Raw genomic sequence first — 21,215 nt, 5'->3', positions numbered from 1 at the left:
ACCGATTCTCACTGGACTACCCGAGGCCGGGTGAGGACCTCGGCGGATGGGATGATCTGAGCCGTGAGCGTCCCCAACGTCCTGGCCACCCGCTACGCCGGCGCCGACCTCGCCGAGATCTGGTCGCCCGAGCACAAGATCGTCCTCGAGCGCCGGCTGTGGGTCGCGGTGCTGAAGGCCCAACGCGACCTCGGCATCGACGTGCCCGACGGTGTCGTCGAGGCGTACGAGTCGGTGATCGACCGCGTCGACCTTGACTCGATAGCCGCGCGCGAGCGGGTCACCCGCCACGACGTCAAGGCGCGCATCGAGGAGTTCTCCGCGCTGGCCGGGCACGAGCACATCCACAAGGGCATGACCTCGCGCGACCTCACCGAGAACGTCGAGCAGCTGCAGGTGCGCCGTTCGCTCGAGGTCGTGCGCGACCGTGCCGTCGCCGCGCTCGTACGCCTCGGTCGCCTCGCTGCCGAGCACGAGGCCACCGTGATGGCCGGCCGTTCCCACAACGTGGCTGCCCAGGCCACCACGCTCGGCAAGCGCTTCGCGACGATCGCCGACGAGATGCTCATCGCCGTCCAGCGGATCGAGGAGCTGCTCGCGCGCTATCCCCTGCGCGGGATCAAGGGCCCGATGGGCACCGCCCAGGACATGCTCGACCTGCTCGACGGCGACGCGTCGCGCCTCGACGATCTGGAGGAGCGGGTCGCCACCCACCTCGGCTTCGAGGAGGTGCTGACCAGCGTCGGCCAGGTCTATCCCCGCTCGCTCGACTTCGACGTCGTCGCCGCGCTGGTGCAGCTGGTCAGCGGCCCGTCCAACCTCGCCACGACCGTACGCCTGATGGCCGGGCACGAGCTGGTGACCGAGGGCTTCAAGGAGGGGCAGGTCGGCTCCTCGGCGATGCCGCACAAGATGAACACCCGCTCCTGCGAGCGGGTCAACGGCCTCGCGGTGATCCTGCGCGGGCACCTGTCGATGGTCAGCGAGCTCGCCGGCGACCAGTGGAACGAGGGCGACGTCTCCTGCTCCGTGGTCCGCCGGGTCGCGCTACCGGACGCCTTCTTCGCCACCGACGGCCTCTTCCAGACCTTCCTCACCGTGCTCGACGAGTTCGGTGCCTTCCCGGCGGTCATCCAGCGCGAGCTCGACCGCTACCTGCCGTTCCTCACCACGACCAAGGTGCTGATGGCAGCCGTACGCAACGGGGTCGGCCGCGAGGCGGCGCACGAGGCGATCAAGGAGGCCGCCGTCGGCACGGCGCTGGCGATGCGCGCCGGCCAGGCGGACAACGACGTGTTCGCCAAGCTGGCCGCCGATCCTCGCCTCGGGCTCACGCGGGACCAGATCGACGCGCTCGTCGCCGACCCGATCGAGTTCACCGGCGCCGCGGTGGCCCAGACCCGTGCGGTCGTCGCCCGCGTCGAGGCGCTCGCCGCCCGCTTCCCCGACGCGGCGACGTACACCCCGGGCGCCATCCTCTGACGGCCGGCCGACTTCCAGTCCTTTCTGCGCGCTTCTCGCCCGTTGCAACGGGCTGGAAGTTCAGCAACCACCGGTTCACCGGTGGTTCCGACGGCGAGGTAGGACCCCCGAGCCTCAGTCCCCGCGCCGCCAGGACCGTACGGCGGCGGCGAAGGCCGCAGCCAGCACGACCAGCGCCGTGAGGAGGGCCGTCCGCGCCGCGACGGGTGCGGAGGTCACCGAGCTGACCGCCTGGTAGACGGTCATCAGCAGCGCCGCGCCCAGCGCGGAGCCGATGCGCTGGCCGGTCTGGAGCGCGCCGCCGGCCGCGCCGCCCATCTGGGGCGGGACCTCAGCGAGAGTGAGGGTGAAGTTGGGGGAGATGACCCCGCCGCCGCCGATCCCCGCGAGCAGCATCGCCGGCGCGAGGGTCCACCACAGCCGGTCGGTCGGCTGGGTCACGAGCAGGGCGGCGAGGGCGGTGCCGGTCATCATCACGCCGAGCGCGACCAGGGTGACCCGGCGCCCGATCCGCCCGACCAGCTTGCCCGCCAGCGGCGACGTCGTCGCGGCCCCCACCGCGAAGGGCGTCATCAGCAGCGCCGCCCCCAGCGGTGAGAAGCCCTCGCCCTCCTGCAGGTGCACCGACAGCACGAGGAAGATTCCGGTGAACCCGGTGAAGTAGAGGGTGCCGACGGCCAATCCGTTGGCATAGCCGGGCAGCCCGCGCAGGAGCGACACGTCGAGCAGCGGCGGCCGGTCGTCGCGTACGGTCCGGCGCTCCCACCGCACGAACGCCCACGCCAGCGCCGGGAACGCGACGAGGACCACCAAAGGGAGGCCGGCCCCGCCCTCGAGGCTGATCAGCGGGTAGAGCACCGAGAGCACCGCGAGCCCGAGCAGCAGCGCGCCGACGACGTCGACCCGGGGGTCCTTCTCAGCCTCGGCGCCCACGTCGTTGTCAGGCACGAGCCGGCGGATCAGCACCAGCGCGACGAGCCCGATCGGCACGTTGATGAGGAACAGCGAGCGCCAGCCGTCCTCCTCCCCGAGCAGCGCGATCAGCGCCCCGCCGATCAGGGGACCCGCGGCGGAGGCGACCGCGACGGTGAAGCCGAACATCCCGAAGGCCCGTCCGCGCTCCTCGCCGCGGAAGAGCTGCTGGATGAGACCCGAGTTCTGCGGCGTCAGCAGGCCCGCGCTGGCGCCCTGCGCCAGTCGGGCCACGACGATCGAGGCGGCGTTCGGGGCCAGCCCGACCGCGGCGCTCGACACCACGAAGCCGACGAGGCCGATCGTCATCATCCGGCGCCGGCCGTGCGCGTCGCCGAGCCGGCCTCCGGCGACGAGCGTCATCCCGAAGGCCAGCGCGTAGCCGGAGACGACCCACTGGATCGTCGCGGCGCTCGTGTCGAGCCCGGCGCGGATCGAGGGCACGGCGACGTTGACGATCGTGACGTCGAGCAGCGACATGAAGCCGACCACCAGCGAGACCGCGAGCACCCGCCAGCGGCGGGGATCGGGCTCGTACGCGTCGTCTGCGCGGGGCGCTGCGTCGGCACGTTCCTGCTGGCTCACCCGCACAGCCTTGCACCCGGGGCATGATCGACCCATGAAGGCGGTCCAGGCGCGGGTCAGCGGTCGGGTGCAGGGCGTCGCGTTCCGCTGGTACGCCCAGCAGCGCGCGCAGCAGCTCGGGGTGACCGGCTGGGTGCGCAACGAGGTCGACGGCACGGTGCTCCTCCACGCCGAGGGCGAGGACGACGCGGTCGACGCCCTGGTGGAGTGGTGTCGCCAGGGACCTCCGTCGGCGCGGGTGAGCGGCGTGGCCGCGCGCGATGCCGCCGTCACGGGTGCCTCGCGCTTCGAGGTCACCGGCTGAGGGGCGGGGACCGGATGCCGTCCGTACGTGGCCGGGATCTCGTCGCCGCCGGCTTCACCGCGCGGGCCCGCGAGCCCGACACTGGGCGGTATGTCCGCCCCCGTCACCGTGTCCGTCACCCGCCACGTCGACCCGTCCCACACTGCGCAGATGCTGGCGTGGATGCAGGCGGGCACGTCGATGGCGGAGAAGTTCGACGGCTTCCTCGGCTCGGGCTGGGTGCGTCCCAGCACCGACTCGGCCGACTGGCACATGCTCTACCGCTTCGCCGACGCCGAGTCCCTCGCAGCCTGGGAGGCCTCACCCCAGCGCGCCTGGTGGCTGGAGGCCGCTGCCGGCGACGTCGTGGAGTCGCGCCGCGAGCGGCGCACCGGCATCGAGGGGTGGTTCGACGAGCCGGCGTCGGTCGAGCTGCTCAGCGCCGCACCCGCCGCCCCGCCGCGGTGGAAGCAGATGATCGTCATCTACATGGTGTTCCTGCCGCTGAGCCTCACGGCCAACCTCGTCGCCTCGCGCAGCATCGCGGACTGGGCGATCGTCCCGCGGGTGGTGCTGGTGACCACGATCATGACGCCCCTGATGACCTACGTCTTCCTGCCGTGGGTCACGCGCCGGATGGGCTGGTGGTTGCACCGCTGACGGGTCACCGCAGGTGCATCACGTCCCGCGCGACTGCCGCTTCCGGTCGAGCCGCTGCCTGACCCGGTCGCGCGACTCACGCTCCTTGGCCGCCCACCGCTCGGGGTGCCGGCGCTTCTGGCCCCACTCCCACACCTTGAGGAGTGCGACGACCCACGGCAGCAGGAACAGGGCGGCGAAGCCCAGCGTGCGCAGCCAGGAGAACTCCTCGCTGATCTCCCAGTCGCCTGGAGCGACCTGGTGCACGTGGATGGTGTCGCCCTCGTCGGGCCACCAGAACCACCGGCCCTCCGCCGCGTCCGCATGCTCGGAGCCGTCCTCGAGGCGGAAACTGATGCTGCGCGAGCGTCGGCGGTCGTTGGTGCTGACCCTCGACCCCGTGCCACCGATCGCGGTGATGGTCGCGGGCTGGTCGTCAGCGCTCACGTGACGCACGACGTCGCGCACCGTGAACCCGAGGAGCACACCGGCCCCGGCCAGCACGGCCAGCGAGCACACCCAGATGACGAGCCGGTCGGAGCGGCGGTTCGGGCTCATCGACCGTCGGGGTCCCGCAGCCGCTCGAGCTCGGCGTTGCGCAGGTCGAGGTCGCGCTGCTGCTCGGCCATCTCGGGATCGCGGGCCATCACCTCGCCGAGCTGGTCGAGGTTCGCGGTGATCATCTGGCGCACCCGGATGCTGCTCGGGTGGTCGTCGGAGCCGTTGCGCACGGCGTCCCACGTGGTCTCGCCGCGGTCGACGCGCTGCTGCACGCGCTGCACGTCGGGGCCGTTGTCGCCACGGCGGTTGGCTTCCTCGCGCTCGGTACGCCGGCCCGCGGCCTCGGCCTTGAACTGGGCGTGGCTGCGCTTGATCGACGCCGTCAGGGCGCGGATGTCGGCGACGGCCGCCTTCTTGGCCTCGTTGGAGCGGCGTACGGCGGCGCGCAGCTGCGGGTCGTTGCGGTCCATGGTGGTCCCCACTCTAGAAGCCGGCGTCGGCGGTGTCGTCGACGTTCGTCGAGTTGCCGGCGTCGCCGCCGAGCTCGATCGCGTTGAGCACCAGGTTGGCGGTGTCGAAGAGCGCGTTGAGGTACTTCATCGCCGTGATCGCGACCTTGGCGAAGCGCAGCAGGTTCTCGATGGCGTCCTTGCCCTGGGTGATCAGCTGGACGACCCTGCGGACCTTGCCCGGTGCCGAGACGCCGGCCTTGACCCACCCGGCGAACGGCACGGCGGCGTCGGCGAGGATCTCCTGGATGCAGGAGTCGATGAACTCGAGCGCCGCGCACACGCACTCCGCGGTCGCCTGGGCGACCTCGAGCATGTTGCCGAGCTGCTCGGAGATGAGCTCGGCCGCGTCCTCCTGGCCCTGGTGGGCCTCGGCGATGCGGTCGAGGATCGCGTCGATGGCGTCGGCGGACTGTCCGTCGAGCACCGGGCCGAGCTGGGAGCGCAGCGAGGCGTAGTTGTCGCCGACCGCGCCGCTGGCGCTGGCGACCTGGAGCCAGCCCTTCTGCATCGAGGAGATCGCGTTGAAGTCGCCGGCGATCGGCTCGAGGAGCTCGGCGAGGAGGTCGCGGTGGGCGAACTTCTTCACCGCCCACAGGATCGCGCCGATGATCAGGCCGCAGTCGTCGCGCAGGCTGTCGATGTAGTCGCCCATGCCGCCGTCGGGGCGGCCGCCGCTGACGGCCTGGCTGGCGTCGTAGCGCTCGCTGACGGTCATCGTGCACCCCAGTCCTGGAGATCCTTGTCCTCGTCGCGGTCGCGGAACTCGTCGAGGTCCTCGGCCTGCTCGTGGTTCTCCGCGATGTTGCCGGCGTGGTCGCCGAGGTCGTTGACGTTCTGGTGGAGGTCGTTGCCCTCGTTCCAGAGGTCGTTGGCGTGGGCGCCGGTGCGTCCGCCGAGATCGCGCCCGGCGTTGAAGTCGCGGTGATCGCGGTTGGTGTCGCGCCGCTCCTCCTTGCCGGCGTCGCGGGCCTCGGCCCGGCTCGCGCCGTCGGCTTTCGCCTCGTCGCGCGCCCGCTCACCGGCGGCGCGGGCGTCGTCGCGCTGGCGGTCGCGGGCGTTCTCGTCGACTCGCCGCTCGTCGCCGGCCTTGTCGGTCTGGCGGTCCCACCAGTCGGAGTAGCGGTCCTTGTGGCTCTTGGCCCAGTCGGGCTGGTCGGTCTCGCGCTGGGTGTCGCGCAGGCCCAGGTCCCGTGCGGCGTCGCCGTAGTCCCCCCAGCCGAGGCCGTCCTGGTCCTCCTCGTGCTCCCCGGGCGTCACCGGCGGAGGGGTGCCACCGTGGTGGTAGTCGTCGCCACCGGTCGGGAGCTGGTAGGGCGCGATCGCCGCGAGGTCGCCGAGCGCGTCGCGCATCCGCTTGTAGGAGGCGAGGTCGGCCTCGATGAAGTCGTCGCGCGTCGCGCGGAGCTCGACGCGCATCTTGTCGCCGATCTGGACGGAGTTCTGGAGTCCGGTCAGCGCGGCGTTGACGCCGGAGTTGTAGGACCCCTCGAAGAGGTTGAGGACGCCGCGGAACGCCGACGGGCGGTCGCAGACGTCGCTGACGTAGGTCTTGATGGTGGCGACGTGGTCGGCCTGCCCACCGCAGAGTGCGGCGGCGCTGCCGAGCGTCGGGAACGAGATGCGCAACACGGTGCCGATACCCCCTGAAGAACTGTCTGTCCGGATCTACCCCGCGGGACGTTCCCGAAACCAGTCGACGGCAGAGGACAGGTCGTGTGCGCCTGGTCGGGTGGGGTCTTGCTTGGATGGGTGGGTGGATCCCGTCGCCCAGAGCTTCCAGAGCGTCTTCGACGCGCGCTTCGACCGCTGCGTCACCGAGGCCCTCGCCGGGGCGGAGTGGCAGGAGGAGGCGATCGACGCCGCCGCGGTCGCGATGGTCGAGGTCGCCACCGCCCTCGCCGCCGGCGAGCCCTCCCCGTGGGACCTGCTCGACCAGCGCTCGCGCGAGCTGGCGGCGGTCCGACGGGCGACACGGCCGGGTTCGCGCTTCCTCGACGAGCACCTCGCGCCCGCCCACGACGCCGTACGCCGCCCCCTCGGGCTGTTCGCGGACACGGTCGAGGGCCTCGACCTCGACCCCGGTGACACCTTCACCACGCCGGACCTCGCGGTGCCGGTGCGCGACGGCCTGCGTGACGCGATCGCCGGCCTCGCCGCACCGGACGGCGAGCGCCGGCGCCGCTGGTGGTCCCCACGCCGCTAGGCTCGGCGCGTGGCCGATCTCAACATCCCCACCGCCCCTGCGATCGAGGGCACGACCCACATCCACTCCGGGAAGGTCCGCGACCTCTACCTCATCGACTCCGGTGAGCACGAGGGCCGGCTGCTGATGGTCGCCAGCGACCGCATCTCGGCCTACGACTTCGTCCTCGACACCCCGATCCCGGGCAAGGGCGAGATCCTCACCCGGATGTCGCTGTGGTGGTTCGACCAGCTCGCCGGGCTCGTCGGCAACCACGTCGTGTCGACCGACGTCCCCGCCGCCGTCGCTGGGCGCGCGGTGATCTGCGAGCGCCTCGAGATGTTCCCCGTCGAGTGCGTGGCGCGCGGCTACCTCACGGGATCGGGGCTGCTCGACTACCGGCGTACGGGGGAGGTGTGCGGCATCGCGCTGCCCGCCGGTCTCCAGGACGGCAGCCGCCTGCCCGAGCCGATCTTCACCCCCGCCACGAAGGCCGACCTCGGCGACCACGACGAGAACGTCTCCTACGAGGCCGTCGTCGAGACCGTCGGCGACGACGCGGCCGCCGAGCTACGGATGCTGACCATGGAGGTCTACGACAAGGCCCACGACCTCGCCCGCGAGCGGGGCATCCTCCTGGCCGACACCAAGCTCGAGTTCGGCCGCCGGCCCGACGGCACGACTGTCCTCGCCGACGAGGTCCTGACCCCCGACTCCAGCCGCTTCTGGCCGGCCGCCGACTGGCAGCCCGGCCGGGCCCAGGCGTCGTACGACAAGCAGATCGTGCGCGACTGGCTCACGCACGAGTCCGGCTGGGACCGCACCTCCGGCGACGCCCCGCCGCCGCTGCCCGACGCCGTCGTCGAGCGCACCCGCGCGCGCTACGTCGAGGCGTACGAGCTGCTGACCGGGGAGTCGTTCTGAGCGCCCGGGCGATCTCCGTCACCGTCGAGCTGCCGGTCTCGGCCGAGGCGGCCTTCCGCTACCTGTGCGACCCGCGCAACCGGCCCGAGTGGCAGTCGTCCCTGCGCTCGGTCGAGGTCCCCGCCGACGAGGAGCCGCACGTCGGGCAGACCTGGTGCGACAACACGTCGGTGGGGGTCCGCCCGCACATGGAGACCACCGAGCTGGTCCCGTTCCGGGTGTGGACCGAGCGCGGCCGCTGGCGCGGGTTCAGCGCCACGCTCACCCTTCACTTCACCGATGTCACGGGCGGTTGCCGCGTGCGCGCCGACGCCGTGGTCGAGGGACGTGGCGCCTGGGCCGTGCCCGCGCTCGTCGCGGGGCTCCTGGCCTCACCGGCGATCGCGGCCGACCTGCGCAAGGCCGGGCGGATCCTCGCCGGTCGCGAGGGCGGGGCGGGTGGCCGGCGAGACGGCGGGTGACGGGCGTCACGACCCGTGAGTAGGTTGGCGTCATGTCGAACCTCTCCTCGCTGCTCGAGCGCTCCGCCGCGGCCCACCCCGACCGTACGGCTGTGGTGCTCGGCGCCACCCGCCTGACGTACGCCCAGGTCGACGCCGCGGCCAACCAGGTCGCCAACCTGCTGGTCTCGCGGGGCATCGAGCCGGGCGACAAGGTGGCGCTGAGCTGCCCCAACCTCCCGTACTTCCCGATCGTCTACTACGGCATCCTCAAGGCCGGCGCGACGGTCGTCCCGCTCAACGTGCTGCTCAAGGGCCGCGAGGTCGCCTACCACCTCGACGACTCGGACGCGAAGGCCTACTTCTGCTTCCAGGGCACGCCGGAGCTCCCGATCGGCGCCGAGGGCCACGCCGGCTTCGAGCAGGCCGAGCGGTGCGAGCACTTCTTCGTGATCACCGCCGACCCGGCCGCCGAGTCGCCCATCCCGGGCACCGAGACGCTGGGCCGGGCGATGGCCGGCCAGGCGCCGAGCTTCGAGTCGCGCGAGGTCGGCGACGACGACACCGCGGTCATCCTCTACACCTCGGGCACCACCGGGCAGCCCAAGGGCGCGGAGCTGATGCACCGCAACATGATCTCCAACGCGATGGTCAGCGAGGAGCTGTTCGGCGCCGACGCCGACAACCCCGACACGCTGCTGTGCGTGTTGCCGCTGTTCCACTCCTTCGGCCAGACGGTGATCATGAACGCCGGCTTCGCCTTCGGCGGCACCGTGGTCATGCTGCCGCGCTTCGAGGCCGGCCCCGCGCTGCAGCTCATGGAGGCCGAGGGAGTCACGTTCTTCGCCGGCGTCCCGACGATGTACTGGGGGCTGCTCGGCGCGCTCGACGACTCGGGGGTCGACGTGAAGAAGGTCGCCGAGACCGTGCGGGTCGCTGTCGCCGGCGGCTCCGCGCTGCCGGTGGAGGTGCACAAGGAGTTCGAGCGCCGCTTCGGCGTGACCATCCTCGAGGGCTACGGCCTCTCCGAGACCTCCCCGGTGGCGAGCTTCTCCGTGTGGGGCGAGCCCGTGCGCGTCGGCTCCATCGGCAAGCCGATCCCCGGGGTGGAGATGAAGCTGATCAACCCCGAGCCCGGCGTGCGCGAGGACCTCGCCGACGGCGAGGACGTGGTCGGCGAGATCGCCATCAAGGGCCCCAACATCATGAAGGGCTACTACGGGCGTCCCGACGCCACCGCCGAGGCGATCGTCGACGGCTGGTTCCGCTCCGGCGACCTGGCCCGCAAGGACGCCGACGGGTGGTACTACATCGTCGACCGGTCCAAGGACATGATCATCCGCGGCGGCTACAACGTGTACCCGCGCGAGGTCGAGGAGGTCCTGCTCACCCACCCCGACGTCTCGCTCGCCGCCGTCATCGGCGTTCCCGACGAGAGCCACGGCGAGGAGGTCAAGGCGGTGGTGATCCGCAAGGACGGCGCCACCGTGACCGAGGACGAGCTCGTCGCGTGGGCCAAGGAGCAGATGGCTGGCTACAAGTACCCCCGCATCGTCCAGTTCGTCGACGCGCTCCCGATGACCGCCACCGGCAAGATCCTCAAGCGCGAGCTCGGCTGATGCGCGCGCTCGGCATCGCCCTCGGCGTGCTGATGGTGATCACGGGCGGCATCTGGACGTTCCAGGGCCTCGGCTACCTCGAGGGCAGCCCGATGACCGGTTAGACCATCTGGGCCACCATCGGCCCCGTGCTGGCCGGGTTCGGCGTCGCCCTCGTGATCGTGGCGGCGCGCCGGCGGGAGTGACGTACGGGCTGCCACCGGTGGTCTGGACATGCGTGCTTCCACCGATGACGGTGGTGCGCGCGGTCGACACGATGCGGGCCATGACGCTCCCGCTGAAGCAGCCAGCCCTCGCCCTTGCCGCGGTCACCGCGCTCGTCCTCGGCCACGCGGCTCCCGCGTCGGCCGTGGTCACCGTCTTCGCCGGCGGCACCGTGTCCGGCGACGCCGCGGCCGACGACATCGTCGTGTCCTGTGCGGGCGGGGTCCTCTATGCGAGCGGCGTCACGGCGGGAGAGGACTGCGCCACCGTCGACTCGCTCTACGTGGGGCCCGGGGACGGGGCCGACACCGTCTCGACGGCCCTGGTCACGGCTGCGGACTTCCCCCTCCTGGAGGTCGTCGACGCCTATCTCGACGACTCCTTCGCCGACACCTACAGCGGTTCGCCCTTGTCGGACCGCGTCACCGGGGGCAGCGGCGACACCGTCAACACCGCTGGTGGTGACGACCGCATCGACGGCGCCCGGACGGCGGTCGGCGGGTTCGGCGACGACGTCATCACCGACGTCACCGATTTCGCGTCCGGCGGGCCGGGTGACGACCGCATCGTCCAGACGGCACCGACGGGCGGCGTCGACGGCGGGGAGGGGCACGACACCTGGGAGATCGACTTCGACCTCGACACCCTCGCACCCCCGTACGACTCGCTCGCCTTCGCCGTGACCGCATCGGCCCTGACGCTGAGCGTGCCCGGCACGCCGATCAGCCAGGCCGTGCCCATCAGCGGGCTGGAGCACGTCGAGGCGACAGTCCCGCGGGTGCTCCCCAGCACCTGGGACGGCGCCACCTTCCCAGGGACCCAGGCCGTGCGCGCCTTCTCCGGCCCGCAGGTCGTCGTCGGCGGAGCGTTTGCGGACGCGCTCTCCGGTGGGGCCGGTGACGACACGCTCACCGGCGGCGCCGGGTCCGACGCGCTGCACGCCGGCGCCGGCAACGACGTCGTCAACGCCCGCGACGGCGAGGTCGACACCATCTCCTGCGGCGACGGCACGGACACCGTCGTCGCCGACGCGGCCGACGTCGTCAGCGGCTGCGAGAGCGTCCAGCTGCCCGCCGTCGTCACCCCGCCGCCGCCGGCCCCCGTCGTGCCGGAGACCAGCGCGGTCAAGGGCAAGAAGCGGGTCGCCAAGCCGGCGAAGGCGAAGTTCACCTTCTCCTCGCCGAACGCCGGCGCGACCTTCCAGTGCAAGGTCGACAAGGGCCGGTGGAAGTCCTGCTCGTCGCCCTACAAGGTCGCCACGAAGAAGCTGAAGCCCGGCAAGCACACGGTGCGGGTGCGGGCCGTGCTCGCGGGTGTCGTCGACCCGACCCCGTCGGTGCGGAGGTTCCGCGTCACCCGCTGACGCACGCCGGGGCTCACGTGCCCCTCGGCACGATGCCCAGCCGCTCCTGGAGGGCCATCGCGTCGAAGGGCGCGTGCACCTTGGCGTCGTTGTCGAAGTAGACGAGGACGTCGAGGCCGTCGGCGGCCCACGCCCGGATCTTCTCCGCCCACCGGTCGAGCGCCGCGTCGCCGTAGCCGCTGGCGTAGAGCTCGGTGTCGCCGTGCAGCCGGACGTACGCGAGGTCGCTGGTCACCTCGTCGAACATCGGCCACGTCCCTGCGGAGTCGGCGACGACCATCCCGATGTCGTGGGCGCGGAGCAGCTCGCAGAACTCCGGCGTACGGAACGAGGCGTGCCGCACCTCGAGAACGTGCCGCAGCGGCAGGTCGACGGACGCGACGGTCACCCCCGGCTCCTTCAGGCGCTCCGGCTCGTGGTGCTCGGCAAGGGCGGCCGCGTGTGTCGTACGTCGTGGGAGGAGGTCGAAGAACGCGGCGAGCCGGTCGGGGTGGAAGCCGAGGTTGGGCGGCAGCTGCCACAGCAGCGGCCCGAGCTTCTCGCCGAGCGAGAGCGGGCCGCTGGCGAAGAAGTTCGCCAGCGGGGTCTCGACGTCGACCAGCTTCTTCATGTGCGTCACGAACCGCGGGCCCTTCACGGCGAAGAGGAAGTCGTCGGGGACCTGCCCGGCCCAGGCCTGCCAGCTCGACGGCCGTTGCAGGGAGTAGAAGGACCCGTTGACCTCGACCGAGGTCAACCGCTGCGCGACGTACTCCAGCTCGCGGCGCTGCTGGAGGCCGGCGGGGTAGAAGGTGCCGCGCCACGGGACGTAGCGCCAGCCCGAGATGCCGACGCGGATCATCCCGGCACGGTACCCGGCGTGCTGTCCACGCATGCACGCCCGACGCGGGGGTGCTCCGAGCTCCTCACTAGACTCGGGGGCGCCCGACCCACCCTGTCCCCAGGAGCACCCCGTGGCCCGAGTCGTCGTCGACGTCATGCCCAAGCCCGAGATCCTCGACCCCCAGGGCAAGGCGGTGCTCGGCGCACTGCCCCGCCTCGGCTTCGACCTCGTCACCGACGTCCGCCAGGGCAAGCGGTTCGAGCTGCAGGTCGACGGCGAGATCACCGACGAGGTCCTCGCCGAGATCGAGAAGGTGGCGGAGACACTGCTGTCCAACCCCGTGATCGAGGACTTCGAGGTCCACGTCGAGGACCGCTCCGTGGCCGAGGTCGCGCACGAGGCCGGCCGATGAAGGTCGGGGTCGTCACCTTCCCCGGCTCGCTCGACGACGTCGACGCCCGTCGTGCCGTCTCCATCGGCGGCAACGAGGCGGTCCCGCTCTGGCACGGCGACGACGACCTCCGCGGCGTCGACGCGGTCGTGCTGCCGGGCGGGTTCTCCTACGGCGACTACCTCCGCTGCGGCGCCATCTCGCGGTTCGCGCCGGTCATGACCTCGGTGATCGAGGCCGCTGGCAAGGGGATGCCGGTGCTCGGCATCTGCAACGGCTTCCAGATCCTGTGCGAGTCGCACCTGCTGCCCGGCGCGCTCATCCGCAACGACCACCGCAAGTTCGTCTGTCGCGACCAGCGGCTGCGGATCGAGCGGGTGGACACCCCGTGGACGTCGGCCTACGCCGCCGGCGCCGAGGTCACGATCGTGCTCAAGAACGGCGAGGGCGGGTTCGTCGCCGACGAGGCGACCCTCGACCTGCTCGAGGGGGAGGGCCGCGTCGTCGCCCGCTACCTCGACGGCAACCCCAACGGCTCGCTGCGCGACATCGCCGGCATCTCCAACGAGCGCGGCAACGTCGTCGGCCTGATGCCCCACCCCGAGCACGCGGTCGAGGACCTCACCGGTCCGGGCACCGACGGCCTCGGCTTCTTCACCTCGCTCGCCGAGCACGCCTTCGCATGAGTCCCCGCACGAGCCCCCGCACGGTCTACCGCTGGGCGGCGGTCGCCGAGGCGATCACCTGGGCGCTGCTGCTGACCGGCATGTTCCTCAAGTACGTCACCCGTACGACAGAGCTCGGCGTGCAGGTCTTCGGCATGGTCCACGGCGTCGTCTTCATCGCCTACTGCCTCGCCACCGGTCTGCTCTGGGTCGACCAGCGGTGGCCGGTCAGTCGCCTCGCCCTCGGTCTCGGGGCGGCGATCCCGCCGTTCGCGACCGTTCCGTTCGAGCGCTGGGCCGAGCGGTCCGGCCTGCTCGGTGACACCTGGCGGCTGCGCACCGAGGCCCCGACGGGGCTGCTCGAGGGGCTCACCGCCTGGCTGGTGCGCCGTCCCGCGCAGGGCGCGGCCGTCGGCGTGGTGGCCGTGCTCGGCCTGACCGGCGTCGCGCTGCTCGTCGGCCCGCCGGTCTGACGGCCCGCGCAGGGACTCAGAGGCCGCGCTGCAGCTTGTTCCAGGTCTGTCGCGTGGCCACCCCGGACGCCGCGATCCGCAGTCGCGACTGGTAGGCGCGCAGCGCCTTCTCGGTCTTCGCGTCGAAGACACCCGTCGCCCGGAAGCGTCCGGCGCCGGCGGCGTTGAGCGCCCGCTGCAGCCGGTGCACCGACTCGTCGACGGACCCGCGCTTGACGGTCGTACGCGCGCCGGCGGCGAGCAGCGCGACCCAGTGCCGCTTCTCGAACGAGTCGGTCGGCGTGAACCTCCGCGCCGCCTGCCAGGCCCGCGCCGCCGCGATCGTCGCGGCGTCGTACGTCCCGTCGACCGGGCCGCTGTAGGTGCCCTGCTCGGTGAGCAGGCACTGCAGGACCCTGACGCGGGTCGGCTTCGCGGCGCCGGGGGAGAGCGCGGGGTACTTCCAGAAGCCGAGCCGGGTGCCTGGGCACCGGCCCTCGGGACGCGGCACCGAGCCCGCGCCGAGGTCGATGAAGTTGCTGTCGATGTTGATCGTGACGCCGCCCCACGTCTCGTTGTGGCCGCCGCGGTACTGCTTCATCCGGCCGCCCGGGCGCCAGCCGTCCTCGGGGATGTAGGTCGTCGAGGTGTTGGCGACGCCGTCCCAGCGGGCGATCCAGATGCGGTCGGGGAGGGCGAACTGGCCGGGGCGCAGCCGGCGCGCGTCGTCGAGCATCTTGATGCCCGAGCTCGCGCTGGAGTAGAAGCCGGCCACGTAGCCCAGCTCCCTGATCCGCGTCACCCAGCTGCTGGTGAACCTCAGGGCCGACTCGCGGCAGTGCGTGTCGCCGAGGTCGAAGCCCTCCAGGTCGTACCAGATCGTGCTGCCCGGCCCGATGCCGTACGCCGTCGCGTCCGCCGCGTTCTTCTCGGCCTCGGCCGCGCCCTGGGCCGCGGCCACGGCGTAGTCGCCGGCGGGCTTGGGGCTGATCCTGAAGTCGTCCTGGTAGCGCGGGAAGCGCGGCTGGCAGGAGGCCTGCGGGCCGAGGGCGATCGGCAGCAGCCGCCAGCCGCGGGCTACCTGGGCGGCGACCCAGGTGGGGCTGAGGTTGGGCTGCGAGCGGCACGCGCGTGAGTCGCCGGAGATGTAGATGCCGACGGCCGAAAACGGGGACTTCTTCCACCAGGCGTCCATCGCCGCCTGGGTCGGGGCCAGGCACTGGTCGAAGCCGTAGCCGGTGAAGTCGCCGGGAGTGGCCAGCGCGATCTGCCGTTGGGAGGCGAGCGTGCGGGCGCTGCTCGCGCCCGGTGCGTCGTCGGCGGCGGCGGCCGGCGCCGAGGCGAACGACGGCACGACGAGGACGAGCGAGAGGGCAGCGAGGACGAGGCGCACGGTGGCTCCAAGCGGGACGAGCAGCAGACGGGGCATCAGGGAACCACACCAGTCACACCCGTCACAGGGGTTCGGTCGAACTACAGACCTGTAGTTCCACCGCCACCAAGGTCGCCAGCGGTCGGCACCTCGTCGAGGAGGAAGTTGCCCTGGGCCTCCTCGGCCTCGATGAGCTCCTCGAAGGCGAGCGCGAGGTCCTCCTGGTGCTCCTCGAGCATCGTCGTCAGGTGTCCCTGGAGCAGGCTGCCGTTCGGGGACTCGCCGGAGAAGACGGCCTCCCACGTGTCCTCGCCGCCCTTGATCTTGCCGACGAGCGCCTTCATGTCCTCGCCGAGCTCACCCGCCTCGGCCTGCTCCTCGAGGGCCTCCCTCTCCTCGTCGGTGAGGAGGGGGCGGGCGTTCATCTGGTCGACGGTCGCCCGGAGGTCGGCGAGGCTGGCGGTCAGGTCCTCGCGCGCTGCGCTGATGGCGGCCAGGATCTCGGCCTGGCTGCGGGGGTCGCTCATGGCAGCAGGCTATGCGGGGGACGGGGCCACCGGTGCGACCGGAGCGGGGCGCTGGCCGACCGTCGGAGAGGTGATCGTCGACGGGTCGCGCGTCACGCTGCTGGGCGTGCCGGTCGAGACCGGGGCGGTCGGCGTGGAGACCGGAGGCTTGTCACCGTCGAAGAAGTTCTTCACGGTCTCGATGAAGGACCTGACCTGCTGGAGGATGTCGATGAGCTTCATGAGGGCCTTGTAGGCCTTCATCACCGCCTGGAAGGCTTGGTAGACCGCCTGCACGACCCGGGCCCAGCCGACGCCGGGGATGCTCATCGTGGCGAGCGCCGCCGACACGGTCTGCACCGCCGCCTTCACGCACTGGACGACCGACAGGGCGGTCTGCCAGGCGTCGCGGCAGATCTGGACGATGTTCCGGCCCATCTGGACGAGCTGGCCGGCCTGCCTGTCGAGCGAGCCGACCCAGGTGCCGATCTGGCCGATGGCGGCGTCGGCGGTCGAGCCCTGCCACGTGCGGGTGATGGTCTGGCTGCCGCCCTGCAGGTTGGCCGCCACGCCCTTCATCGAGGTGCCGAGGGCACCGAAGCACGAGCCCTGCGTGGAGGCGGTGACCACGTCGCCGCCGATCCGCTCCGCGAGCTCGGCGCGGATGTCGAAGCCGGTGAGCATCCGCACGAGGTCGCACACGGTGTCGTAGGGGAAGCCGAGGCTGACCTGCGGCAGGTTGGTCTCCGTGGGGGTGGCACGCCGGATCGTGGTGTCCGCGACGTCCCAGAAGCCCGTCGAGCCGTCGCGCGCGTCGACCCCCGTGGCCTGGTGGCGACGGACGATGCCGTCCTCGGTGAGGGTGAAGTCGCGGGCGGTGGCGCGCAGCGCCTCCGCGTGGTCGCGCAGGCCGGTGCCGTTGTCCTCGAGCGACTGGTGCACCGTGGGGAGCAGCGAGTGGTAGGCGCCCATCATCGTCTCGAGGATGGGGCCGAAGTCGGTCTGGACGAGGCCGTGGCCGCCGTTGCGGGCGATGCCGCTGAGGTCGTCGCTGGCACGCTGGACCTGGGCGGCCCATGCGTCCAGCTCGGACAGGTCGACAGTCATCACAGCGTTCATCGCGGGCTCCTGGTGGTCCGAGAGACGGGGCGTCGAAGGCTGACTTCCCCGAAGCCCGCCGGCCGAAACCCTCGCGTTCGTCGTCTGTGCCCACAGGGTGCGCACCGGGGTGTTTGGGGCGCGCCCGTGCGGGTATCCGGCTCAGGTGGGCGGACACGCGAAGCGATCCCTGATGCAGGTCGAGCCGGCCAGGCTGGTCGAGCTGGCGGCCTCGTCCGAGCACGTCCTGGAGGCGATGCGCCACGACTGGGGCCTCGCGCTCGACGAGCTGGCCGGGGCGTGCGTGGCGCTCGGCGACAACCCCGGCACCGTCAACCTGTCCGCCTCGTACGCCGACGCGCTCGCCGACGCGGACGAGGTCGTGTCGTCGCTGGTCGACGCCCTCGCCATGGGCATCGCCGGCCTCGTCGACGCCGCCCAGGACGCCGTACGCGCCGACGACGCCGTCGCCGCGGAGCTCGACCGGACCTCCCGCTCGCTGGACGGGGGGCCGTTCGGCTCGGTCCCGGGCTGCGGGGGGCGCTGACCGTGCCCGCCAACCCGTGGCAGCTCCGCGCCGACGTGCGTCCGCTGGAGGCCGCGGCGGAGCGCTGGAGCGAGCTCGCCGTCCTCGTGGCGCGTCGCGGCGACGAGCTCGTCGAGGCGGCCCGTCGCGCCACCGAGGGTTGGGACGCCGCAGCCGCGGAGAGCTTCGCCGAGCACCGCCGCGAGGTGCTGGCCAACCTCGACCGCTTCACCGCTCTCGCCGAGCAGGTCGCCGGGTCGCTGCGGGCGGTCAGCACGATCCTCACCTCGTCGCAGAAGGAGCTCGACCGTGCCTGGACGACCGTGGCGATGGTGCCGCACGAGACGGTCGGCGAGGCGCGCCACCTCGTCTTCAGGCCCTCGGAGGACGATGACCGGGGCAAGGTCGTGCGTGGACAGGCCGAGACCGAGGAGATCCGTCGCCGCCTCACCGTCTCCCTCGACGGGGAGGCCGCCCGGCTCCGCGCGGCGCGCGCCGAGCTCGTCACCGTGCGCATCGAGCTGATGACCCTGACCAGCGGGCGGTTCCCCGGGGTCCTCGGCCCGGCCCGCGAGGTGTCCGGCGTCGGCTCCGTGCCGGGCGCGTCGACCTCCGTACGGGGCGCCGCCCAGGCAGGGGTGGGCGCGCTGCCGCCGATCGCCCCCGTCTCGGTGTCGACACCCGACCTGACCGGGATCTCGTCGGGCGGCCCGGGCCCGCTCGCGGCCGGGGCGGGCGCGGCGGCGGCCCTGCGCGGCGCGGCGGCCAGGCGCTCGTCGGGCCAGGCCGCCCCGCCCATCGGGGGCATGGGCGCCGGGGCCATGGCGGCGCGGGCAGGCACGATGGCGCGAGGCGCGGCGGGTGGACGCAGCGCTGCCGCGCGGACCGGCGTACCCCGCCTCGAGCGCAGCACGGCCGACGAGGCCGCCGCGCGGGTCGCCCGCGACAAGGAGGTCGTCAAGGAGGCCAAGCGCGCCGCTCTCGAGGAGAAGCGAGCCGAGCGGGCCGCGCGCAGGGCCGAGCGTGAGGCCGCGCGCGAGAACGGGCGGGCGAGGGAGTCGCGGCGCGAGCGCGCGGAGGAGGACCCGGAGGAGGACCCGGAGGAGGGCGTGGAGGAGGCCGGGCGGCGCTCGCTCGTCGAGGTCGTCCACGAGCCGGCGCCCGACGCGGACCAGGGGGGCCGCCGCCGGTAGATTGGGGTCGTGCCCGAGACGAGCGCCCCGCAGTCCCCCGCCCGCACCGCCCCCGGCCTGACGACGTCCGGCGCGACCGGCACGCTCGACACGGTGGCCCTCGCGGCCGCCGACGCCGAGCGCGAGCAGCCATGGGCCGACCTCGGCCTCAAGGCCGACGAGTACGCCCGGATCCGCGAGATCCTCGGCCGTCGCCCGACGAGCTCGGAGCTGGCGATGTACAGCGTGATGTGGAGCGAGCACTGCTCGTACAAGTCCACCAAGGTGCACCTCAAGCAGTTCGGGGAGATCCCGCAGGAGACGCCCGTCGGCAAGATGCTCGCCGGGATCGGCGAGAACGCCGGGGTCCTCGACATCGGCCAGGGCTACGCGGTGACCTTCAAGGTCGAGAGCCACAACCACCCGTCGTTCGTCGAGCCCTACCAGGGCGCGGCCACCGGCGTCGGCGGCATCGTGCGCGACATCCTCGCGATGGGCGCGCGCCCGGTCGCGGTGATGGACCCGCTGCGCTTCGGCCCGCTCGACGCACCCGACACCGCCCGGGTGCTGCCCGGGATCGTGGCCGGCGTCGGCGGCTACGGCAACTGCCTCGGCCTGCCCAACATCGGCGGTGAGGCCGTCTTCGACGAGACGTACGCCGGCAACCCGCTGGTCAACGCGCTGTGCGTCGGCGTCCTCCGGCACGAGGACCTGCACCTCGCCAAGGCGTCCGGCGCCGGCAACCAGGTGGTCCTCTACGGCGCGCGCACGGGCGGCGACGGCATCGGCGGCGTCTCCGTCCTCGCCTCCGAGACCTTCGACGAGACGGGCCCGGCCAAGCGGCCCAGCGTCCAGGTCGGCGACCCCTTCATGGAGAAGCTGCTCATCGAGTGCACGCTCGAGCTGTTCGCCGCCGGTGTCGTGGCCGGCATCCAGGACCTCGGCGGCGCCGGGCTCTCGTGTGCCACCTCCGAGCTGGCCTCGGCCGGTGACGGCGGCATGCACGTCGAGCTCGACCGCGTGCCGCTGCGCGACTCCACGCTCGCTCCCGAGGAGATCCTCATGAGCGAGTCGCAGGAGCGGATGATGGCCGTCGTCGAGCCCGGCGACGTCGAGGCGTTCATGGCGATCTGCGCCAGGTGGGACGTCGAGGCCGTCGTCATCGGCGAGGTGACCGACACCGGTCGCCTCGAGATCGACTGGCACGGCGAGCGCGTCGTCGACGTCCCCCCGCGGTCGGTGGCCCACGACGGTCCGGTCTACCACCGCCCGTACGCCCGGCCCGACTGGCAGGACGACCTCCAGGCCGACCGCGCCGAGGCGCTCGCCCGGCCCTCGACCGGCGAGGAGCTGCGCGAGACGCTGCTGCGTCTCGTCGCCTCGCCCAACCTGTGCGACAAGTCGTGGATCACCGACCAGTACGACCGCTACGTCCAGGGCAACACCGTGCTCGCGCAGCCGTCGGACTCCGGCATGGTGCGCGTCGACGCCGAGACCAACCTCGGCGTATCGGTCTCCACCGACTGCAACGGTCGCTTCGCCAAGCTCGACCCCTACGCCGGCGCGCGGCTCGCGCTGGCGGAGTCCTACCGCAACGTCGCGACCGGCGGCGCCCGGCCGCTGGCCGTCTCGGACTGCCTCAACTTCGGCTCGCCCGAGGACCCCGACGTGATGTGGCAGTTCGCCGAGGCGTGCCGCGGCCTCAAGGACGCCTGCCTCGAGCTCGGGATCCCGGTCACCGGCGGCAACGTCAGCCTCTACAACCAGACCGGCGAGACGGCGATCCTGCCGACCCCGGTGGTCGCCGTCCTCGGCGTGATCGACGACGTCACCCGGCGTACGCCCACCGGATTCGCCGCAGAGGGGGAGCGGGTCCTCCTCCTGGGTGAGACCCACGAGGAGCTCTCCGGCTCGGAGTGGGCCCACGTCGTGCACGGCCACCTCGGCGGCCTGCCGCCGCGCCTGGACCTCGCGGCCGAGCAGGCCCTCGCGGCCCTGCTGCACGACGCGGCCCGCGACGGCCTCCTCACCAGCGCCCACGATCTCTCCGACGGCGGCCTGGCTCAGGCCCTCACCGAGTCGACCTTCGCCCGCGACATCGGCGTCTCGGTGTCGCTGGGCTCCGTCGCTGGCGGCGACCCCTTCGTCGCGCTCTTCTCCGAGTCCACCGCCCGCGCGCTCGTGACGACGACCGACGAGCAGGCCGATGCGCTGCTCGCGCTCGCCGGGCGCCACGGCGTGCCGATCACCGCCCTCGGGCACACCGGCGGCGACGTGATCTCCGTCGAGGGCGTCTTCGACCTCCCGGTCGCGGAGGCCAAGGCCGCCTGGCGGGCGACGATGCCCGCCGTCCTCGGCTCTTGAGGGCCGGGGTCGAGCCCCGTCGTTGCGATCACCGGTTGCCCGGGGATCGCAACGAGAGCGTGGAGTCGGCGAGCCACTGTCCGGAACACGGACTCCACGATCCGATGTCGACGACCCACACCGGCGATCGTCACCCAGCG

Annotated in this window: 23 protein-coding genes; 14 read left to right on the top strand and 9 right to left on the bottom strand. The window is 72.5% G+C overall.

Features of this window, described 5'->3' with window-relative positions; all coding sequences use genetic code 11:
• The first annotated feature begins 63 nt into the window (after positions 1-63).
• On the top strand, positions 64-1,482 hold the full coding sequence (gene purB, locus IE200_RS00920) for an adenylosuccinate lyase (RefSeq protein ID WP_191277485.1): 1,419 nt from the start codon (positions 64-66) through the stop codon (positions 1,480-1,482).
• A 114-nt stretch (positions 1,483-1,596) separates the two neighbouring features.
• On the opposite strand, the gene IE200_RS00915 is transcribed toward purB, so the two are convergent.
• Positions 1,597-3,039 (bottom strand): MFS transporter, encoded by a 1,443-nt coding sequence (locus IE200_RS00915; protein WP_229855930.1) that lies wholly within the window; start codon positions 3,037-3,039, stop codon positions 1,597-1,599.
• Between the two features lie 34 nt (positions 3,040-3,073).
• On the opposite strand from IE200_RS00915, the gene IE200_RS00910 reads away from it, so the two are divergent.
• Positions 3,074-3,343, top strand: coding sequence for an acylphosphatase (locus IE200_RS00910; protein ID WP_191277483.1), 270 nt, complete (start codon positions 3,074-3,076; stop codon positions 3,341-3,343).
• 90 nt (positions 3,344-3,433) lie between these two features.
• Positions 3,434-3,982 carry an antibiotic biosynthesis monooxygenase gene (locus IE200_RS00905; RefSeq protein ID WP_191277482.1) on the top strand — a complete coding sequence of 183 codons (549 nt, stop codon included), beginning with the start codon at positions 3,434-3,436 and terminating at the stop codon, positions 3,980-3,982.
• An 18-nt stretch (positions 3,983-4,000) separates the two neighbouring features.
• On the opposite strand, the gene IE200_RS00900 is transcribed toward IE200_RS00905, so the two are convergent.
• The 4 genes from IE200_RS00900 to IE200_RS00885 are packed head-to-tail and all read right to left on the bottom strand — an operon-like array spanning position 4,001 to position 6,603.
• Positions 4,001-4,519 carry a hypothetical protein gene (locus IE200_RS00900; protein ID WP_191277481.1) on the bottom strand — a complete coding sequence of 173 codons (519 nt, stop codon included), beginning with the start codon at positions 4,517-4,519 and terminating at the stop codon, positions 4,001-4,003.
• Positions 4,516-4,932, bottom strand: a complete 417-nt coding sequence (locus IE200_RS00895) for a hypothetical protein (protein WP_191277480.1) — start codon at positions 4,930-4,932, stop codon at positions 4,516-4,518. Before IE200_RS00895 ends, IE200_RS00900 begins: the two co-directional genes overlap by 4 nt.
• 13 nt (positions 4,933-4,945) lie before the next feature.
• Complete coding sequence (locus tag IE200_RS00890; protein WP_191277479.1) at positions 4,946-5,689, bottom strand: hypothetical protein; 744 nt, start codon at positions 5,687-5,689, stop codon at positions 4,946-4,948.
• On the bottom strand, positions 5,686-6,603 hold the full coding sequence (locus IE200_RS00885) for a hypothetical protein (RefSeq protein WP_191277478.1): 918 nt from the start codon (positions 6,601-6,603) through the stop codon (positions 5,686-5,688). Before IE200_RS00885 ends, IE200_RS00890 begins: the two co-directional genes overlap by 4 nt.
• 124 nt (positions 6,604-6,727) lie before the next feature.
• Between IE200_RS00885 and IE200_RS00880 the strand changes: the two genes are divergently transcribed.
• From IE200_RS00880 to IE200_RS00860, 5 genes are all read left to right on the top strand, one after another.
• Entirely contained in the window at positions 6,728-7,177 is a 450-nt protein-coding gene (locus IE200_RS00880) for a hypothetical protein (protein WP_191277477.1), read from the top strand.
• Between the two features lie 9 nt (positions 7,178-7,186).
• Positions 7,187-8,080 carry a phosphoribosylaminoimidazolesuccinocarboxamide synthase gene (locus IE200_RS00875; protein ID WP_191277476.1) on the top strand — a complete coding sequence of 298 codons (894 nt, stop codon included), beginning with the start codon at positions 7,187-7,189 and terminating at the stop codon, positions 8,078-8,080.
• The gene (locus IE200_RS00870; protein WP_191278105.1) at positions 7,969-8,541 is read left to right on the top strand and encodes an SRPBCC family protein; all 573 of its coding nucleotides are present in this window, start codon (positions 7,969-7,971) and stop codon (positions 8,539-8,541) included. The genes IE200_RS00875 and IE200_RS00870 overlap by 112 nt, the downstream gene beginning before the upstream one ends.
• 32 nt (positions 8,542-8,573) lie before the next feature.
• Complete coding sequence (locus IE200_RS00865; protein ID WP_191277475.1) at positions 8,574-10,139, top strand: long-chain-fatty-acid--CoA ligase; 1,566 nt, start codon at positions 8,574-8,576, stop codon at positions 10,137-10,139.
• Positions 10,140-10,404: 265 nt separating this feature from the next.
• Positions 10,405-11,706 (top strand): calcium-binding protein, encoded by a 1,302-nt coding sequence (locus tag IE200_RS00860; protein WP_191277474.1) that lies wholly within the window; start codon positions 10,405-10,407, stop codon positions 11,704-11,706.
• Positions 11,707-11,719: 13 nt separating this feature from the next.
• On the opposite strand, the gene IE200_RS00855 is transcribed toward IE200_RS00860, so the two are convergent.
• Positions 11,720-12,547 (bottom strand): DUF72 domain-containing protein, encoded by an 828-nt coding sequence (locus tag IE200_RS00855; protein WP_191277473.1) that lies wholly within the window; start codon positions 12,545-12,547, stop codon positions 11,720-11,722.
• 112 nt (positions 12,548-12,659) lie between these two features.
• Here IE200_RS00855 and purS point away from each other — a divergent pair, with 112 nt between their 5' ends.
• From purS to IE200_RS00840, 3 genes are read left to right on the top strand one after another with little or no spacing between them, the layout of a single operon-like run.
• Positions 12,660-12,941, top strand: a complete 282-nt coding sequence (gene purS / locus IE200_RS00850) for a phosphoribosylformylglycinamidine synthase subunit PurS (protein WP_191277472.1) — start codon at positions 12,660-12,662, stop codon at positions 12,939-12,941.
• Positions 12,938-13,606: a phosphoribosylformylglycinamidine synthase subunit PurQ gene (gene purQ / locus IE200_RS00845; RefSeq protein ID WP_191277471.1), complete on the top strand. Its 669-nt coding sequence runs from the start codon at positions 12,938-12,940 to the stop codon at positions 13,604-13,606. The genes purS and purQ overlap by 4 nt, the downstream gene beginning before the upstream one ends.
• A complete protein-coding gene (locus tag IE200_RS00840; RefSeq protein WP_191277470.1) occupies positions 13,603-14,058 on the top strand; it encodes a DUF3817 domain-containing protein in 456 nt (151 codons plus the stop codon). Before purQ ends, IE200_RS00840 begins: the two co-directional genes overlap by 4 nt.
• Positions 14,059-14,074: 16 nt before the next feature.
• Here the strand turns inward: IE200_RS00840 and IE200_RS00835 are convergent, their stop codons facing one another.
• From IE200_RS00835 to IE200_RS00825, 3 genes are read right to left on the bottom strand one after another with little or no spacing between them, the layout of a single operon-like run.
• Positions 14,075-15,466 carry a glycoside hydrolase domain-containing protein gene (locus tag IE200_RS00835; protein ID WP_191277469.1) on the bottom strand — a complete coding sequence of 464 codons (1,392 nt, stop codon included), beginning with the start codon at positions 15,464-15,466 and terminating at the stop codon, positions 14,075-14,077.
• A gap of 44 nt (positions 15,467-15,510) precedes the next feature.
• Positions 15,511-15,936, bottom strand: coding sequence for a hypothetical protein (locus IE200_RS00830; protein ID WP_191277468.1), 426 nt, complete (start codon positions 15,934-15,936; stop codon positions 15,511-15,513).
• Positions 15,937-15,945: 9 nt separating this feature from the next.
• Complete coding sequence (locus IE200_RS00825; RefSeq protein WP_191277467.1) at positions 15,946-17,034, bottom strand: hypothetical protein; 1,089 nt, start codon at positions 17,032-17,034, stop codon at positions 15,946-15,948.
• Positions 17,035-17,206: 172 nt separating this feature from the next.
• On the opposite strand from IE200_RS00825, the gene IE200_RS00820 reads away from it, so the two are divergent.
• From IE200_RS00820 to purL, 3 genes are read left to right on the top strand one after another with little or no spacing between them, the layout of a single operon-like run.
• On the top strand, positions 17,207-17,560 hold the full coding sequence (locus IE200_RS00820) for a hypothetical protein (RefSeq protein ID WP_191277466.1): 354 nt from the start codon (positions 17,207-17,209) through the stop codon (positions 17,558-17,560).
• 2 nt (positions 17,561-17,562) lie between these two features.
• Positions 17,563-18,732, top strand: coding sequence for a hypothetical protein (locus tag IE200_RS00815; RefSeq protein WP_191277465.1), 1,170 nt, complete (start codon positions 17,563-17,565; stop codon positions 18,730-18,732).
• Between the two features lie 57 nt (positions 18,733-18,789).
• Positions 18,790-21,075: a phosphoribosylformylglycinamidine synthase subunit PurL gene (gene purL / locus IE200_RS00810; RefSeq protein ID WP_191278104.1), complete on the top strand. Its 2,286-nt coding sequence runs from the start codon at positions 18,790-18,792 to the stop codon at positions 21,073-21,075.
• Positions 21,076-21,215: the final 140 nt, after the last annotated feature.

Source organism: Nocardioides flavus (ex Wang et al. 2016), assembly GCF_014653115.1.
Classification (GTDB): Bacteria; Actinomycetota; Actinomycetes; order Propionibacteriales; family Nocardioidaceae; genus Nocardioides; species Nocardioides flavus.
The sequence above is the reverse complement of the archived record's forward strand: the minus strand, read 5'-3'. Positions and strand labels throughout refer to the sequence as shown.